Source organism: Candidatus Planktophila dulcis, from assembly GCF_002288225.1.
In the GTDB taxonomy this organism is placed as follows: domain Bacteria; phylum Actinomycetota; class Actinomycetes; order Nanopelagicales; family Nanopelagicaceae; genus Planktophila; species Planktophila dulcis.
The window spans coordinates 278,170-293,298 of the sequence record NZ_CP016777.1; the positions used below are offsets into that span (position 1 = coordinate 278,170).

The following is a 15,129-nucleotide window of genomic DNA, read 5'->3' on the forward strand; positions in this document are numbered from 1 at the left end:
AGATCAGCCAGAACCTTCGGTGTTGCCAGCATCTGCTGAGCGCACATCGAAGATGCGGTACTTATCGATAGCTTCTTGAACTACAGATTCCTTTACTTCTCCTGCCTTAGCAAGTTCAGCTAAGGTTGCAACCACGATTGACTCTGCATCAACCTTGAAGTGGCGACGTAGAGCACCGCGAGTATCAGATAAACCAAAGCCATCTGTTCCCAGTGAATGGAATGCATTAGGAACCCATGGTGAAATTTGGTCTTGGACAGCGCGCATGAAGTCAGAGACTGCAATGACAGGTCCCTGCGTTGCCTTGAGCTTGTCATAGACATATGCGCTCTTCTTATCCTTCGGATTAAGCATGTTATGGCGATCTACTTCAAGACCATCACGACGAAGCTCATTCCAAGAAGTTACTGACCAGACGGAGGCTGCAACGCCCCAATCTTCAGCAAGAAGTTTCTGTGCCTTAAGGGCCCAATTAACTCCAACACCGGATGCAAGAATCTGTGCATTCTTCTTACGCTGCTTTGAAGCACCTGCATAGAGATAAATACCCTTGAGCAGACCTTCGAGATCTAAGTTATCTGGTTCAGCCGGTTGCATATATGGCTCGTTATATACAGTCATGTAGTAATAAATATTCTCGCTATCTTCTCCATACATACGGCGCAGACCATCTTTAAAGATATGTCCGACTTCATATGCAAACGCTGGGTCATAGGAGACAACTGCTGGGTTCGTTGCTGCAAGTAGGTGTGAATGGCCATCTTCATGCTGCAGGCCTTCACCGTTAAGAGTTGTGCGGCCTGCTGTTGCACCGAGAACGAATCCACGAACTAACTGGTCTGCAGCTGCCCAGAAGGCATCTCCTGTGCGCTGGAATCCAAACATGGAGTAGAAGATGTAGATAGGAATCATTGGCTCGTTATGGGTTGAGTAAGAAGAGCCCACAGCGGTAAATGAAGCAACAGATCCTGCTTCGTTAATTCCTTCGTGAAGGATGACACCCGATGTTGATTCCTTATAGGACAACATCAATTCACGGTCGACTGCCAAGTATTGCTGACCATGTGGTGAATAGATCTTCAAAGTTGGAAATAGTGAATCAAGTCCGAATGTGCGGGCTTCATCAGGAATGATTGGAACAAGGCGGCTGCCAAGACCTGGGTCCTTAATGAGGTCCTTCAACATACGGACAAATGCCATCGTTGTTGCCACTTCTTGTTGTCCTGAACCACGACGAACTGATTCATATGCCTCATCAGCAGGCTGTTGAAGTGGGCGAGAAACCTTGCGACGGCTTGGAATAGAACCACCGAGTTCGCGACGACGTTCTTCCAAGTACTTCATCTCAGGAGAATCTGCTGGAAGCTTGTAGTAAGAAGGTGTGTACTTATCCAAAGCGCTATCTGGCAATGGAATTTCAAGGCGATCGCGGAATTCGATGATGTCTTCAAGAGTCATCTTCTTCATCTGGTGCGTTGAGTTACGTCCTTCGAAGTGGGAACCAAGTGTCCAGCCCTTGACTGTCTTAGCCAAGATCACTGTTGGGCGACCATTCTTCTCAGTTGCAGCTGTATATGCAGCAAAGAGCTTGCGATAGTCATGGCCACCGCGCTTAAGGTTCCAAATCTGATCATCTGAATAGTTAGAGACCATTGCTGCAGTGCGTGGATCACGGTTGAAGAAGTGTTCGCGAACAAATGCGCCACTTTCAGCCTTAAATGTCTGGTAATCACCATCGAGTGTGGTGTTCATGATGTTAACGAGTGCGCCTTCGCGGTCTTGTGCAAGGAGTGGATCCCATCCACGGCCCCACACAACCTTGATGACATTCCATCCAGCTCCACCGAAGATTGATTCAAGCTCTTGAATAATCTTGCCATTACCGCGCACAGGGCCATCAAGGCGCTGCAAATTACAGTTCACAACGAAGGTGAGGTTGTCGAGCTTCTCACGCGATGCAAGTCCAATAGCACCCAGTGTGTCGACCTCATCCATTTCACCATCGCCTAGGAATGCCCAGACGTTCTGATCGCTGGTGTCCTTGATGCCGCGGTTATGTAAGTAACGATTAAAGCGCGCTTGATAAATTGCATTGATTGGCCCAATACCCATAGAGACTGTTGGGAATTGCCAGAAGTCTGGCATCAAACGTGGATGTGGGTATGACGATAGACCGCCACCTTCATGTGAAAGTTCTTGGCGGAATCCATCAAGCTGGTTCTCACTAAAGCGACCTTCAAGAAATGCACGTGAATACATTCCAGGAGATGCGTGACCTTGGAAGAAGATTTGATCTCCGCCACCTGCATGGTCTTGTCCGCGGAAGAAGTGGTTAAAACCAACTTCATAGAGCGCAGCAGAAGATGCGTATGTAGAGATGTGTCCGCCGACGCCAATTCCCGGACGCTGAGCACGGTGCACCAAGATTGCTGCGTTCCAACGAACTGCTGCACGAATACGGCGCTCAATATCTTCGTCTCCTGGAAAATCTGGTTCATTCTCTGGAGAAATTGTGTTGATGTAATCGGTTGTGCGAAGGTCAGGAAGACCAATCTGCTTCTCATGTGCTCGCTTGAGAAGTTGGAGCATTAGGTAACGCGCGCGAACTGGGCCAGCAGCATTCAGTGCTGCATCAAAAGAGGCTTGCCATTCAGCTGTTTCAGCAGGATCTGTATCTACTAATTGGTCGATTATCTGATCTGGCGATCCGGCAAATTCGGTCATGGCCGTATTCTTCCGTCAAAGGGGGATGAGCGCAAAAAAATCGGCTGTGAAGGCGCCAAAACCCTTGTAAATATCCGTCTCATCCGTTGGACTTATCCCGTGGCAATACGCATGGGTTTTGCTAAAGGAGAGCTCATCCTTGAAATCGGCTATGGAGCCGATTGTGATGATGCTCTGCGCACTGAGATTAAGAAGATAGTTGCAACTGATTTTCATGAAAATTCCACCAATGAAGTTGTTGATGCTGTCTTGCTCTGGTTCCGCGATGGCGATGGTGATCTCGTCGATGAATTAATGGATGCCATGGCATATCTATCTGAGACTGGACCCATATGGGTTCTGACTCCCAAGGTCGGCCGCGATGGCCATGTTGAACCCAGTGATATCCAAGATGCAGCTCCAACATGTGGGCTGAGCCAAACATCCACACTCGTTGTTGCACAGGATTGGACTGCAACTCGTCTAGTGGCACGTAAGGCGGGCAAGCGATAGATTCGCGCCATGACTCTGACAATTGGCCAAGCCGCACCAGATTTCGAATTAAAGAATCAATATGGAGAACTGGTAAAGCTCTCATCCTTTAAGGGAGAGAAGAACGTAGTCGTTCTCTTTATCCCCTTTGCATTCACAGGCACATGCACTGGTGAACTCTGCGCAATCCGTGATGACCTTGCTGCATTTCAAAACGATAACGTTCAGGTGCTCGCAATCTCATGTGACTCTCCATTTACACAGAAGATTTTCGCTGAGCAAGAGGGATATAAGTTCCCAGTACTTGCAGATTTCTGGCCACATGGCGCAGCAGCACAGGCATATGGAATCTTCAATGCAGATCTTGGTTGCGCATTGCGCGGCACATTCATCATTGATAAAGAGGGCATCATCCGTTGGACTGTAGTTAATGGCCTTGGCGATGCTCGCAACAATGGTGATTACAAGAGCGCTATTGCAGCGCTCTAACCACGCATACTTCACGCACGATTTTCGTACTTTCGCTTATATAAAGTAGTATTCGCGAGCAGTACATAGCCGGGTGGCTAGCTCAGTGGTAGAGCGCCTCGTTTACACCGAGGATGTCGGGGGTTCGAAACCCTCGCCGCCCACACAGTCTTCATAGGAAAATCGCCTCTTCAATTGCGTGCAACAATCACGACATGAAGATAAGAATCTCGCTCGTTGTTAGTGCACTGTTCTTTCTTCCAATTCTTAATTCACCTGCGGCTCAAGCCCATGCAGCTCTTGAAAGCACCCTTCCTGCAAAGGGTGCGGTAGTAGCAAAGACAACCAATAAGGTCACTATGAACTTTGGTGAAGATATCTTGGTCATTAAGGGAAAGAATCCCAATTCGATTCTTGTCTCCGATAGCCGTGGAAAGAAAGTCAGCTTTGGCAGCACCACTATCTCGGGGGCAAAAATCTCCAGCGCTCTCAAGGCTCCGCTGAGCCCAGGTAAGTACACGGTGAAATACCGAGTTGTATCAGCAGATGGTCACGTAGTCGCAGGAAGCTACACATTCACCGTTAAGTAATGAAGTAAGGTAACGCTGTGAAGGCAAGCGAGAGTGACCAGAGATCGATTCTGGATATCCAGAAATTCGATCACCAGATGTCGACCTTGAAGAATAAGGCAGCTAACCTTCCTGAACTTGCTGAGATTGCATCAACGACTATCAAGTCAAACAATGTTCGAGACCTGCGTATTGCTGCAGAGACTGAGCTCAGTGATGTTAAGCGTGAGCTTGCACGTGCTGAAGGCGATGTTGAACAGATTGTTACCCGCATTGAACGCGATGAGAAGCGCTTGGCCTCAGGAACAGGAACCCCCAAAGAGCTGGAGCAGACTCAGCATGAGCTCGGCACACTCGGTGCACGCCGCTCAGAGCTAGAAGAAGTTGAACTTGAAATCATGATGCGCGTTGATGGAATTAAGGATCGCATCGCAACACTTTCTCAAGAAGAGAATGAGCTGGGTATGGTTTTAGCAGATCTGAATATCCGTAAAGAGAACGCTCTCGCTGCTATCCACACAGAATTAGAAGGTATTGAGACTGACCGTAAGGCGACAACACAATCTGTGGACGCTGAGTTCCTTGCTCTCTACGAGAAAATTCGCGCAGGAAGTAATGGAATTGGTGCTGCCGCACTCGCTGGCAACCAATGCAAAGGCTGCAACCTCACACTCAACACCATTGAACTTCAACGTATTGCAGGTCTTGCCCAGGATGAAGTCGTTCGCTGCGAGGAATGTCGCTGCATATTGGTGCGTGATAAGTAGTGGCACGTCACTTCAAACTCACAGCCGATGGCGGCTCACGCGGTAATCCTGGTCCTGCAGGCTATGGCGCTGTCGTAACAGAAGGCGGAAAGATTGTTGCTGAGCTCTTTGATGTCATAGGAGTTGCCACCAATAACGTTGCTGAATACAACGGTCTCCTTGCAGGCCTTTCACATATCAACACTTTAGATTCCCAAGCAACTGTTGAAGTGGCGATGGATTCAAAGCTTGTAGTGGAGCAGATGTCAGGGCGCTGGCAGATTAAGCACGCAGATATGCGCAACCTTGCTAAGCAATGTCGCGATGCACATCCTGCAGCCCTTGTTACCTATTCATGGATTCCCCGCGATGAGAACTCACATGCAGATCGCCTTGCCAATAAAGCACTCGATGGCGGCAGTGCTCATAAGCCCATTGCAGTAATCCAGCAGAACTTTCTGACAGATCGCCTGCGTAGTGCTGAGATTCCTACCTTTATCTACTTTGTTCGCCACGGTGAAACAGTTCTGACTCCAGCACGAAAGTTTTCAGGCACAGGCTCCCTTGATCCAGAGCTGATGCAAGAAGGTCTAGACCAAGCAGATCTTGTTGCTGCAGAGTGCGCAAAGTTAGGCGCTGAAGTTCTCATTGCATCCCCACTTAATCGCACGCGCCAAACAGCAGAGGCAATTGCCCGCACTACAGGTCTTGAGATCATCTTTGATGAAGTGTGGTTTGAACTCTCATTCGGTTCATGGGATGGAAAAGCTATTGAAGAGGTGAGAGAGCAAGAGCCAGATGCCTATCAAGCTTGGCTTAACTCATCTTCCTATGCCCCTCCTGGGGGAGAGTCATACGATGAAGCCTCCATCCGCATCGAAGAAGCACTTGAAAAGCTTGTTGCGCAATACCCAGGAAAGAAAATTATCGTTGTTACGCATAACGGTGTGATTAAAACTGCAGCAAAAATCGCAGTAGATGGCCCCAGTGATGCGGTCTTTCATATGGATGTCACGCCTTGTTCGCTATCCTCTATCTCTATCTGGCCCTCTGATGGCCTTCGCGCCCTGCGATCATTTAACGAAAGAGGACATCTACGATGATTTCATCAACAGAATGGCTTGTGACCATAGGAATCCTTGGCACAGTCATTATCTTGGACCTCATCCTTGCAATTGTCCGCCGCAATAAGGAGACCACACCGCGCGAAGCGCTGAGCTGGACTCTCTTCTATGTCGTTGCAGCTATCGCATTTGGCTACCTGCTCCCTCAGTGGGCACCTGCTGAATACCGTAAGGAGTTCATTGCAGGCTGGCTCACTGAGTACTCACTCTCTGTTGATAATCTCTTTGTATTCATCATCTTGCTTTCAACACTTAAAATTAAGAAGGAATCTCAGCAGCTCGTACTGCTTCTGGGAATCATGATTGCAATCGTTCTACGCGTCATCCTGATCTTCCTAGGCGTTGCATTAGTCACTCGCTTTACATGGGTCTTCTTCTTCTTTGGCGCCTTCCTTATCTTTACCGCATACAAGCTGGTTAATGAGAAAGAGAATGTGGAAGATGACGAAGCAAAGCTCGTCACATTCCTACGTAAGCGAGGATTTAGCAACTTTGCAATTGCTCTTATTGCACTCGGTATCACTGACCTCATCTTTGCTCTTGACTCAATTCCAGCAATTCTTGGACTGACTACAAGTAGTTACGTTGTCATCACAGCAAATATCTTTGCGCTCATGGGACTTCGCCAGCTCTACTTCCTGCTTCAAGGGCTGATGGATCGCTTGATCCACCTCTCACGTGGTCTGGCATTTATCTTGGCATTCATCGGAGTCAAGATGGTTCTTCACGCCGTACACAGCCTTGGCGTCCACGTCCCAGAGATTTCTCTCGAGCTAAGTCTGGGTGTCATCATCACCACGCTCACAGTCACCGCAATCACCAGCCTCTATGCCACCAGAAATGTGGAGAAGCCCAAAGCCTGACCCTTGCGCCAGCAATGCCTTAAGAGCATTATGAAGCCACCACAGTGCGATGGAGGTCAGCGATGAAGGTAAGTGCAATCATTTCAGGCAAGCGCGTTGAAACTATCTCTGCCAGCGCCAGTGTTCATGACTTAGTCAACTCCCTTAATTCACATCACGTTGGCGCACTGGTCGTATCCAGTGACGGCAAGAAGATTGATGGAATCGTCTCTGAACGCGATGTTGTTCGCGCGATGCCTGGAAAACTCGATCAACTTATTGGCATGCACGTTCGAGACATCATGACTGTTGATGTGCACACCTGCACGCCAGATTCCACCATTGCCGAACTGATGAAGATGATGACTGAGCTACGCATTCGCCACGTGCCGGTAGTAGATGCTGCAGGATCACTGATTTCAATAGTCTCTATTGGCGATGTTGTTAAAAACCATGTCAGTGAACTCGATTCTGAGCGCCAAGCCCTCAGAGATTATGTCGCAAGCGGTAATTGATTTCCCGTACCATTAGGCAACGAAGAGTCGCCCGGATCACCGCGTTGCAGCAATGCACCGAGGAAAGTCCGGACTTCACAGAGCAAGGTGGTGGGTAACGCCCACCTGGAGCAATCCACGGGAATAGTGCAACAGAAAGTAAACCGCCAATAGCAATATTGGTAAGGGTGAAACGGCGGTGTAAGAGACCACCAGTGCATGTAGCAATACATGTAGCTATGTAAACCCCACCTGAAGCAAGACCAAGAAGATAGTGCGTTGCTCGCGCTGAGCTATCGGGTAGGTTGCTTGAATCTGTAAGTAATTACAGATCTAGATGGATGGTGATCGGTTCGAAAGAACTACAGGATCCGGCTTATAGGGCGACTCTTCTTCTAATTAGGTGGGCGCAGGTTAAAACTGCGCTCACCTTTCTGCATTTTGTTTGTACAAGTTGTTACATAACCTGTCGCAGATTTAGATGCTTTTATGGGGAAACAATGGGCAAATATGGGCATTTCTATGGGCAGAATTCTGACTACAAACAACTTCGCTTGTGGCAGGCAACCTTCAGAATTTACGAGTATGTTTAAGTACAGATAGGTGGTGGGTCATGCAAATCAATATCGACAAGAAAAATGGAATTTTATCAGGGGTCATAGCAGTACTCATTGGCGTCATTATTTTCTTAATGGGTACTCAAAATGGCTCTTCAGGTTTGTTTGGGATGAACCACTCAGCCATGGATGGAGAAAACAACTCAACGAACTCCAGTTTGCTTGGTTCAGATGTAATGTTTTTTGAAATGATGATTCCTCATCACCAACAAGCCGTTGATATCTCTGATCTGGCCATCGCTCGCTCCAAAGACACCGAACTTGTTGAATTGGCTCAGAAAATCAGAGATGGACAAGCCGCCGAGATTATTCAAATGAAAAATTGGCTTCTAGATGCTGGCGATAGTTCAATGATGGGCCACGGAATGAACCACTCGATGGGTGATGGAATGGGTGGAATGCTCACTGAGTCTGAATTAAGTACCCTTAACTCTCTCAGCGGCTCAAAATTTGATGCTTACTGGCTTAGGGGCATGATCACCCACCATGAAGGCGCCCTGCATATGGTTACGATGATTAGGGACTCGAACCGCCCAGAATTTCGAAACTTTGGAAAAGTAATCATCTCTGTTCAAACTGTCGAAATAGAGCAGATGAAAAAAATACTCAGTCGGATGAGTGCGTAATTGATAAACTTTATAAATCTAGAAACAGAAGTGGGGAGTTTTAATGAATAAGACATTCGAAGTCAAGGGTATGACATGTGGGCATTGTGAAGGACGGGTGACAAGTGAAATCCTGACAATACCTGGAGTTACAGAAGTTATCGCCAGTGCCGAAAAAGCGAACGTTATAGTTGAATCCGAAGTTGAAATCTCACAAGAATCTATTGAGCTTGCTGTGCAAAGAGCTGGTTACTCTGTCGTTAAGTAGCTAAAACTTTCTGAAGATTTTCGATACTTGGGTTTTTCTAAGAGCGAAAAGCAAAGTTCAATCACGACAAGGACACCCCTGCATTTATGAGTGTCCTTTCTCACTCCGAGGCGAAGAGAACCCACTTTTTGTAGAGACACACCAATTTTCACTTGGAATTACTCTCGTTTATCCTTTAACCTTCTTCAATGCTGCTAAGGGGTATGAAAGCCAGATGGTTAGCCGTGCCCCTTGCTGCCCTTTTTCTTCTTTTTAGCACAGGAGCTGCAGCAGCACCTGACTGCCATGTTGCATCGGCGGTGCAACCGACTAGCCAATCTGAGGCAGTTAGTAGCCACGCAGGGCACACACATAGCCATTCACCTCAAATAACCACCAGCGCTGCTTCAAATTCTCAAGAAACTCTGTTCTCTGTGGGAAGCACGCTCAGCAGTGAAATATGTGTTGTGGTCGGGTTCATCGTTTTGCTATTGCTTCGCTTCTCACGTGCGATTAGATCAACCCTCACGGCGAAGCGATTTTCTCTACCGAGATATCACGTACCCCTATTTCTGTCTAAAAATCTGGGTTATCTCAATTTAAATCATCTTCAGTTGGGGATAATTCGCATCTAATTCTTCTCTCGTCCAGAAATTAACTACGAGAAAGGAATTTTATGCTGAAAAAAATCAGTGTTTTATTGTTGGCTGTTGGAGTCATTCTGATTCCAAGTGGCGCTAATGCTTCGACGCATGCAAAGTCATTACAAAATCTAGGCATGAATGAAATCATGTTTGCACAGATGATGATTCCGCATCATGAACAAGCGATTTCTATGTCGGAAACCGCTCTCAAGAAGAGTCGCAACCAGGCAATTTTGAAACTCTCTAACCAGATAAAGAGCCTTCAAGGCACCGAAAAGTCACAGTTGGCTTATTGGCTGAAAGCGACAGATTCTTCAATGACCATGGACCACGATATGCAGATGTCTGGCATGTTAACTACGAAGGAACTTGCTTCACTGAAACGTCTGACTGGAACCCAGTTCGATCGGACATTCCTGCAACTGATGATCAAGCATCATCAGGGGGCAATTGAAATGCTTGATCTAATTTCTGACTCCAGAAATGCGGAAGCTAAGGCACTTGCCAAAGCAATCAAATCCGCACAAAGTAAAGAAATAACTTCCATGAAACTACTACTTAATAAATTAAAATAAGGAGAAATTGAATGCGTAAAGTAATTGTAAGTATTGCGACTGTAATTGGTTTAGTTCTAAGCTCAAATGTGGCCTTTGCAGATTCTGCAAAGCCTGGTCAAAGCATGACCCACATGAAGACCGCTGCAGGAGTTGCATCAACTCTTGAAGCAGCAGGAGTAATTCTTTATGTTCAAGGTGGAGCAACTTCTGCTGTTATTGGTGACAATCTGAGTGCGGCAACCAGCCAGGTTGTTTTTCACATCCCAGTAACTGCAAATAAGGCTGGTGTTCAACATGTTGGAAGCAATATTATTTTCTTCAATACAGCAAACAACCAATACCTCACACTTAAAAATCCAGTTATCGATCTAGCAAAGGGTGTTGTTTCAGCAACTGTTCCTCAGGCAGGAGATGCAAAAGTAGATATTTTGACAATCACCAATGCATCAACTGCAAAGCCAAAGATCACAAATGATAAGAAGGCAAAGCAGCGCACAACTGCTTACGCAGGCACCACATTGGTACTTGCTCCAGGAGTAGCTGCAACGATCGCATCGGTGCTGGGTTTACCAGCAGGTTCATTGCCAGATGGCTTGGCTTTTGGAACAGCTGATGTAACTCTTTATAGCAAGCTGAAGTAAGGGATCAAAATGGAACCAATCTCACGTCGTTCTTTCCTTGCTGGTGTTTGTGCAGTTGTCGCATTAGGTGGAAGTGAGGTCCCCGCTGCAGCGAATACAGCGGTGAAGAAACTTCCTGGTGGCCGTCTATCGGTTGATCTAAAGGCGGTGCCTGCATTGGCAAAAGTTGGTGGAGCAACAAGGATTGGTTCTGTAAAGGGGGTGCCAGTTGCGATCGCTCGCACTGGCACCTCTAAATACATTGCCTTTAATCTTTTATGCCCGCATCAAAAGGTAACTGTCACGCAAAATGAGAAAGGGTGGGTTTGCAATGCCCATGGCTCTGAATTCGAATCTGACGGCGATTTGGCGTTAGGTCCAGCCACGACAGGGCTGGCTCGGGTACCAATGAAGATCTCAAAAGGTCTAGCCACCATCGGGTAATTAAGCCTGAGCATATAGATGGGATTGTCATCAATGCGAAAGTTTTTGATAGTCACAATTGTTTCAACGCTAATTATTATTGTTACTTACTTCCTGCCAAGTGGAGTTTGGGCCGAATTTGGAGAATTGCCAGCGCACCCGCTGATAATTCATGGCGTAGTAGTTCTTTTGCCATTGCTTGCAATTCTTCTGCTTGCAGGACTTTTTTGGAAAAATCTACTTAAGAAGTTACATCTTCCCCTTATAGGAGCACTTGCACTTTCTGTAGTAGGCGTTCTTGCTGCCAAGTCGTCTGGATACTCGCTATCGGCCGTAGTAGGTCTTCCAAAGTCTCATGCACAGTGGGGCAATTACCTAGTCTTACTTGCCATTGCACTCGTATCCTCATTTGTACTTTTTTCATATTTTTCTTTCTATAAGAAAAGCAAGATAGCGTCATCAAGCCTAGGAGTTCTAATGGCTTTTCTGGCGGTTTGTGCGATTGGAATGACCTATGTAGTTGGCCATTCAGGTGCAGAAAGTGTTTGGAAGTACAAATACAATTCCGTTAAGGACCAGCAAGGATTACCATAGAAAAGACTCCTGGCGCTGGGTGGCCGAGAGTTAGTTAGAAAGTTCGTAGATCGCAGTCCTAGTGTTATGAGTCTTCTTTATTGATTGCAGAACTTGCTCAATCTTTGGGGGCAATATTGAGGGCAATTGAACTGTTTGAGCGTAGCTTCACGCATAACAATGTCGTCTCCGGCTTATAGGGCGACTCTTCTTTAAATTAGGTGGGCGCAGGTTGAAACTGCGCTCACCTTTCTGCATGTTCGTTGTACAAGTTGTTACATAACCTGTCGCAGATTAAGAGATTATTATGGGGAAACCATGGGCAAATATGGGCAGTTCTATGGGCAGATTTTTGACTTCAAACAACTTCTTGGTGTTTAGTATTGTCAATGATAACTCCTTGAAGGGGACAAAAGCACATGCTTATTTACAGTTCAATCGTTGAGAAATTGGTACGTAAAACTTTTCTTGCCGTCCAAAATCACAATTATGAAGAAGTGTTAAAGGGTGTGTCCACTACCAACCTCACCCATCGTTTTGCAGGTCCTAACTCACTGGGTGGCATCCGACATGACAAAGAAGCTATGAGTCGATGGTTCAAACGAGTAGGGACTGTGCTGCCAAATCTTAAGTTTGAGGTAACAAGTGTTTTAGTTCAAGGAGGGCCATGGAACACAACAGTTATTGCCCGATGGGTAGCAACCTGCAATCTTGAAAATGGAGAACCTTACGTAAATCCTGGAATCCATGTAATCAAACTGCGCTGGGGCAAGGCATATGACTTCGATGTTTATGAAGATACTTTTGCGGTTACAGCAGGGCTAGAGAAACAAGCAAAGTCGGGAATTGCAGAAGCTAGTGCTCCCCAAATTGTGAGCTAATTTAAACTTTTCCGGCTTATAGGGCGGCTCTTCTTTTATACTTGACTCATGAAATTTGGTATCCATTCCGAGCAATATCAGAACAAGCATTCAAAAGAAGAAGAGCAGAAATTTACTCAAGTCTTCGGTGAATTAACATCTGAGTTTGCTTCAAAAATGGCTGAGGGAGTTCTAGCAGGGGATGAGAGCGTTCAGGCTCTGGTGAAGCAACATTACGATTTCATACTTCAATTCTGGACTCCAACGAAAGAGGCTTATAAGTCACTTGCTATGAGTTACATCCTTCCGTCCTCGTATAGAGACCACTATGAGGAAATAGCAAAGGGGTTAGGCAAGTTTCATTACGATGCTGTTTGTATTTGGGCTGATAAGAACTTGTAAGGCATTGCCAAACTTTGCACAACGTTGTGGGCATTTACGTGGGCAATCGGCATTATTGAGCGAGAATCGAAAGCCTCCGGCTTATAGGGCGACTCTTCTTCCAAACATTTATCTTGGCACTGTTAGAATTCTGATTACCGCGCCCGAGAGGATGATTACTTGAAGCGATTGAAGTTTGGCTTCATTCCTGTGCTCTTACTCTTGCTTGCTTCTTGTTCTAATGATTCGCAAGCGATGGTAGAGGTCAATCTTGCGCCAGTGCCTTATTCGATACAAGTTCCGGCAGAGATTGCAAAGCATTTGTCTGTTGAGAATATGGTTACAACCACTCCAAACGAGTTTACAAATCAGGCGCGAGAGGCTGGGGCAATCGCGCAGGTGTATATCAACTACAGAGAAGATGATGGAACTACGCATGGCTTTGCAGGTGTTTACTACTTCAAAAAGGCTGACTTTGAAAAGGCAGGAAATCCTAACGAACCACCTGTGTATGGCAGCAAAGTCTTAGAAGAAAAATCAATGGTGTTAGCGATCGCGGGGCCGCAAGATTCTATATTTGACCCAAATTCACAGGATGGTAAAAAATCAATGGCGCTATACACGCTGGTTTACGATCCTAAATCATTTAAATCTTCATAGTTACGAATAAAACCAAGCCGTGCTTTGCAAATCTTTGTGGGCAAGAACGTGGGCATTTGCCCTTTTCAAGCGTTAATCGAAAGCTTCCGGCTTATAGGGCGACTCTTCTTTTCTAAATTCACAGGGTATTCACACCAGTGGTTAAGCATTTGCAGATTTTGGGCAGATAAGTTCCACGAATGAAAATTAAATCGGTTGCAATTTCGGCAACAGCATTTGTTCTTTTGGGTGGAGTATTAGGGGTTCAGCAATACATTTCATCGCAGATCACTTCAAAGGTTCAGCGAGAGATGCCCAATGCTTCAGGTATTAGCGCCTCTGTTCCATTGGCAGATGTACCGAGCAATCTAACTTCTGATTTGATTAAATCTGCAGACATAAATATCAAGAGTTTTGCTCTTAAAGAGAGCGGCACAAAGACTTCGTTAAACATATCTGCATCAAGTATCAGTAAAGCAAAACCAACCCTTGTTGGCTCTTTGGAAATCACTGCCACTATTCCTGCATCGACAATTACAAAGTCATCTGAATTCAATGATGCACAAATTGTGGGAAACACATTGCAAGTTTCTGCAGGAGCAGGTGGAATGGGTACAGCGATCCTGATTCCAAAGTACTCAAATAGCCAGCTTTATTTTGAACTGCAGAGTGTTTCTATTTTGGGTAATCAAATCCCTGCTTCATCATTACCATCCGATCTTCAAAATCAAATTAAAAGCAGGAGCCAAAGAAGTTTGACGCCACCTAAGGGGCTTAAAGTTAAATCCGTTTCACTCAGCAGTAAGGGACTTTCTGTCAAAATGTTCGGTAACAACATTCAACTGGGCAATCTTGGATCTGGTTTATAGTTGGAACTATGAAGCTTGACATCAAGAAGATATTTCCTAATAATCCTTTGAAGTTTGAAGGATTTCGCATAATTCGTTTAATTGCTGCTCTCTACATGTCCGTGATGGTAGCTCGCAGTTGCATTCACCTCTTTGCACCTGATGGTGGCGCTCAGAGCATCGCCGGCATTGATACATCTGTCGAAGGCGGAAATAACATCATTGCGATTTTTCACCAATGGGGCGCAATACAACTCATTCTCGCCATACTCCTGATTGTCTTGTTTTTCCGATATCCAGGATTGACTCCATTGATATTGCTAACTCTTACCCTTGATCCAGTCTTGCGATTTGTTGCCGGACAGCAGATGAGTTTAACGACCACAGGAACACCACCCGGTGAAGCGCTAAATGGGGTATCCCTTTATCTGCTTTTAGTCTTATTCCTAGGCTCGCTTTGGAACAAAAAGCCAAACTAAATCCTTCCGGCTTATAGGGCGACCCTCCTTCACATAATGGTTACTGCGAGTAACCAAATACTTATGCCATAATTTATTTGCACTTCGGGTTTGGTAGTAATCGGGACTTGGTTAATAACCAGGTCCCTTTTGCTTTCCCGCACCGCTTAATTAAATATGCAATAATTGGACTCCGCTTGTTTGGTAGTAATCGGGACT

The 15,129-nt window shown here is 46.0% G+C and carries 19 protein-coding genes, 1 tRNA gene and 1 other RNA gene; 20 read left to right on the forward strand and 1 reads right to left on the reverse strand.

Annotated elements, in window-relative coordinates:
* Positions 1 to 3 precede the first annotated feature (3 nt).
* A complete protein-coding gene (aceE, locus tag A1sIIA65_RS01410; protein ID WP_095675825.1) occupies positions 4 to 2,724 on the reverse strand; it encodes a pyruvate dehydrogenase (acetyl-transferring), homodimeric type in 2,721 nt (906 codons plus the stop codon).
* Between the two features lie 111 nt (positions 2,725 to 2,835).
* Between aceE and A1sIIA65_RS01415 the strand changes: the two genes are divergently transcribed.
* The 20 genes from A1sIIA65_RS01415 to A1sIIA65_RS01510 all read left to right on the forward strand — a co-directional run bounded on the left by A1sIIA65_RS01415 (position 2,836) and on the right by A1sIIA65_RS01510 (position 14,931).
* Complete coding sequence (locus A1sIIA65_RS01415) at positions 2,836 to 3,216, forward strand: DUF3052 domain-containing protein (RefSeq protein ID WP_095675826.1); 381 nt, start codon at positions 2,836 to 2,838, stop codon at positions 3,214 to 3,216.
* A gap of 9 nt (positions 3,217 to 3,225) precedes the next feature.
* Positions 3,226 to 3,684, forward strand: a complete 459-nt coding sequence (locus A1sIIA65_RS01420) for a peroxiredoxin (RefSeq protein ID WP_095675827.1) — start codon at positions 3,226 to 3,228, stop codon at positions 3,682 to 3,684.
* Positions 3,685 to 3,755: 71 nt separating this feature from the next.
* Positions 3,756 to 3,827: transfer RNA gene (locus A1sIIA65_RS01425), tRNA-Val, on the forward strand.
* 51 nt (positions 3,828 to 3,878) lie between these two features.
* Complete coding sequence (locus A1sIIA65_RS01430) at positions 3,879 to 4,253, forward strand: copper resistance CopC family protein (protein ID WP_190277129.1); 375 nt, start codon at positions 3,879 to 3,881, stop codon at positions 4,251 to 4,253.
* Positions 4,254 to 4,270: 17 nt separating this feature from the next.
* Complete coding sequence (locus A1sIIA65_RS01435) at positions 4,271 to 4,999, forward strand: zinc ribbon domain-containing protein (protein WP_095675829.1); 729 nt, start codon at positions 4,271 to 4,273, stop codon at positions 4,997 to 4,999.
* Positions 4,999 to 6,081, forward strand: coding sequence for a histidine phosphatase family protein (locus A1sIIA65_RS01440; RefSeq protein ID WP_095675830.1), 1,083 nt, complete (start codon positions 4,999 to 5,001; stop codon positions 6,079 to 6,081). Before A1sIIA65_RS01435 ends, A1sIIA65_RS01440 begins: the two co-directional genes overlap by 1 nt.
* Positions 6,078 to 6,965 carry a TerC family protein gene (locus A1sIIA65_RS01445; protein ID WP_190277130.1) on the forward strand — a complete coding sequence of 296 codons (888 nt, stop codon included), beginning with the start codon at positions 6,078 to 6,080 and terminating at the stop codon, positions 6,963 to 6,965. Before A1sIIA65_RS01440 ends, A1sIIA65_RS01445 begins: the two co-directional genes overlap by 4 nt.
* Before the next feature lie 62 nt (positions 6,966 to 7,027).
* Positions 7,028 to 7,459, forward strand: coding sequence for a CBS domain-containing protein (locus A1sIIA65_RS01450; RefSeq protein WP_095675831.1), 432 nt, complete (start codon positions 7,028 to 7,030; stop codon positions 7,457 to 7,459).
* Between the two features lie 23 nt (positions 7,460 to 7,482).
* Positions 7,483 to 7,833, forward strand: an RNA gene (gene rnpB, locus A1sIIA65_RS01455) — RNase P RNA component class A.
* 218 nt (positions 7,834 to 8,051) lie between these two features.
* Positions 8,052 to 8,681, forward strand: coding sequence for a DUF305 domain-containing protein (locus A1sIIA65_RS01460; protein ID WP_095675832.1), 630 nt, complete (start codon positions 8,052 to 8,054; stop codon positions 8,679 to 8,681).
* A 43-nt stretch (positions 8,682 to 8,724) separates the two neighbouring features.
* Complete coding sequence (locus A1sIIA65_RS01465; protein WP_095675833.1) at positions 8,725 to 8,928, forward strand: heavy-metal-associated domain-containing protein; 204 nt, start codon at positions 8,725 to 8,727, stop codon at positions 8,926 to 8,928.
* A gap of 655 nt (positions 8,929 to 9,583) precedes the next feature.
* On the forward strand, positions 9,584 to 10,126 hold the full coding sequence (locus tag A1sIIA65_RS01470; RefSeq protein WP_095675834.1) for a DUF305 domain-containing protein: 543 nt from the start codon (positions 9,584 to 9,586) through the stop codon (positions 10,124 to 10,126).
* Positions 10,127 to 10,137: 11 nt separating this feature from the next.
* Positions 10,138 to 10,749, forward strand: a complete 612-nt coding sequence (locus tag A1sIIA65_RS01475; protein ID WP_095675835.1) for a hypothetical protein — start codon at positions 10,138 to 10,140, stop codon at positions 10,747 to 10,749.
* Between the two features lie 9 nt (positions 10,750 to 10,758).
* Positions 10,759 to 11,172, forward strand: a complete 414-nt coding sequence (locus A1sIIA65_RS01480; protein ID WP_095675836.1) for a QcrA and Rieske domain-containing protein — start codon at positions 10,759 to 10,761, stop codon at positions 11,170 to 11,172.
* 33 nt (positions 11,173 to 11,205) lie between these two features.
* Positions 11,206 to 11,745: a DUF2231 domain-containing protein gene (locus A1sIIA65_RS01485; protein ID WP_095675837.1), complete on the forward strand. Its 540-nt coding sequence runs from the start codon at positions 11,206 to 11,208 to the stop codon at positions 11,743 to 11,745.
* 398 nt (positions 11,746 to 12,143) lie between these two features.
* The gene (locus tag A1sIIA65_RS01490; RefSeq protein ID WP_095675838.1) at positions 12,144 to 12,605 is read left to right on the forward strand and encodes a nuclear transport factor 2 family protein; all 462 of its coding nucleotides are present in this window, start codon (positions 12,144 to 12,146) and stop codon (positions 12,603 to 12,605) included.
* A gap of 48 nt (positions 12,606 to 12,653) precedes the next feature.
* Positions 12,654 to 12,986, forward strand: coding sequence for a TipAS antibiotic-recognition domain-containing protein (locus tag A1sIIA65_RS01495; RefSeq protein ID WP_095675839.1), 333 nt, complete (start codon positions 12,654 to 12,656; stop codon positions 12,984 to 12,986).
* Positions 12,987 to 13,145: 159 nt separating this feature from the next.
* Positions 13,146 to 13,625 (forward strand): hypothetical protein, encoded by a 480-nt coding sequence (locus tag A1sIIA65_RS01500; RefSeq protein ID WP_095675840.1) that lies wholly within the window; start codon positions 13,146 to 13,148, stop codon positions 13,623 to 13,625.
* A gap of 179 nt (positions 13,626 to 13,804) precedes the next feature.
* Entirely contained in the window at positions 13,805 to 14,473 is a 669-nt protein-coding gene (locus A1sIIA65_RS01505) for a hypothetical protein (protein WP_095675841.1), read from the forward strand.
* 8 nt (positions 14,474 to 14,481) lie between these two features.
* Positions 14,482 to 14,931 carry a hypothetical protein gene (locus A1sIIA65_RS01510; RefSeq protein WP_095675842.1) on the forward strand — a complete coding sequence of 150 codons (450 nt, stop codon included), beginning with the start codon at positions 14,482 to 14,484 and terminating at the stop codon, positions 14,929 to 14,931.
* Positions 14,932 to 15,129: the final 198 nt, after the last annotated feature.

What these genes read in the sequence shown, in the direction of transcription:
- aceE (WP_095675825.1), bottom strand. Translation starts at nt 2,724, where the DNA reads ATGACCGAATTTGCCGGATCGCCAGATCAGATAATCGACCAATTAGTA.
- A1sIIA65_RS01415 (WP_095675826.1), top strand. Translation starts at nt 2,836, where the DNA reads ATGGGTTTTGCTAAAGGAGAGCTCATCCTTGAAATCGGCTATGGAGCC.
- A1sIIA65_RS01420 (WP_095675827.1), top strand. Translation starts at nt 3,226, where the DNA reads ATGACTCTGACAATTGGCCAAGCCGCACCAGATTTCGAATTAAAGAAT.
- A1sIIA65_RS01430 (WP_190277129.1), top strand. Translation starts at nt 3,879, where the DNA reads ATGAAGATAAGAATCTCGCTCGTTGTTAGTGCACTGTTCTTTCTTCCA.
- A1sIIA65_RS01445 (WP_190277130.1), top strand. Translation starts at nt 6,078, where the DNA reads ATGATTTCATCAACAGAATGGCTTGTGACCATAGGAATCCTTGGCACA.
- A1sIIA65_RS01450 (WP_095675831.1), top strand. Translation starts at nt 7,028, where the DNA reads ATGAAGGTAAGTGCAATCATTTCAGGCAAGCGCGTTGAAACTATCTCT.
- A1sIIA65_RS01460 (WP_095675832.1), top strand. Translation starts at nt 8,052, where the DNA reads ATGCAAATCAATATCGACAAGAAAAATGGAATTTTATCAGGGGTCATA.
- A1sIIA65_RS01465 (WP_095675833.1), top strand. Translation starts at nt 8,725, where the DNA reads ATGAATAAGACATTCGAAGTCAAGGGTATGACATGTGGGCATTGTGAA.
- A1sIIA65_RS01470 (WP_095675834.1), top strand. Translation starts at nt 9,584, where the DNA reads ATGCTGAAAAAAATCAGTGTTTTATTGTTGGCTGTTGGAGTCATTCTG.
- A1sIIA65_RS01475 (WP_095675835.1), top strand. Translation starts at nt 10,138, where the DNA reads ATGCGTAAAGTAATTGTAAGTATTGCGACTGTAATTGGTTTAGTTCTA.
- A1sIIA65_RS01480 (WP_095675836.1), top strand. Translation starts at nt 10,759, where the DNA reads ATGGAACCAATCTCACGTCGTTCTTTCCTTGCTGGTGTTTGTGCAGTT.
- A1sIIA65_RS01485 (WP_095675837.1), top strand. Translation starts at nt 11,206, where the DNA reads ATGCGAAAGTTTTTGATAGTCACAATTGTTTCAACGCTAATTATTATT.
- A1sIIA65_RS01490 (WP_095675838.1), top strand. Translation starts at nt 12,144, where the DNA reads ATGCTTATTTACAGTTCAATCGTTGAGAAATTGGTACGTAAAACTTTT.
- A1sIIA65_RS01495 (WP_095675839.1), top strand. Translation starts at nt 12,654, where the DNA reads ATGAAATTTGGTATCCATTCCGAGCAATATCAGAACAAGCATTCAAAA.
- A1sIIA65_RS01505 (WP_095675841.1), top strand. Translation starts at nt 13,805, where the DNA reads ATGAAAATTAAATCGGTTGCAATTTCGGCAACAGCATTTGTTCTTTTG.
- A1sIIA65_RS01510 (WP_095675842.1), top strand. Translation starts at nt 14,482, where the DNA reads ATGAAGCTTGACATCAAGAAGATATTTCCTAATAATCCTTTGAAGTTT.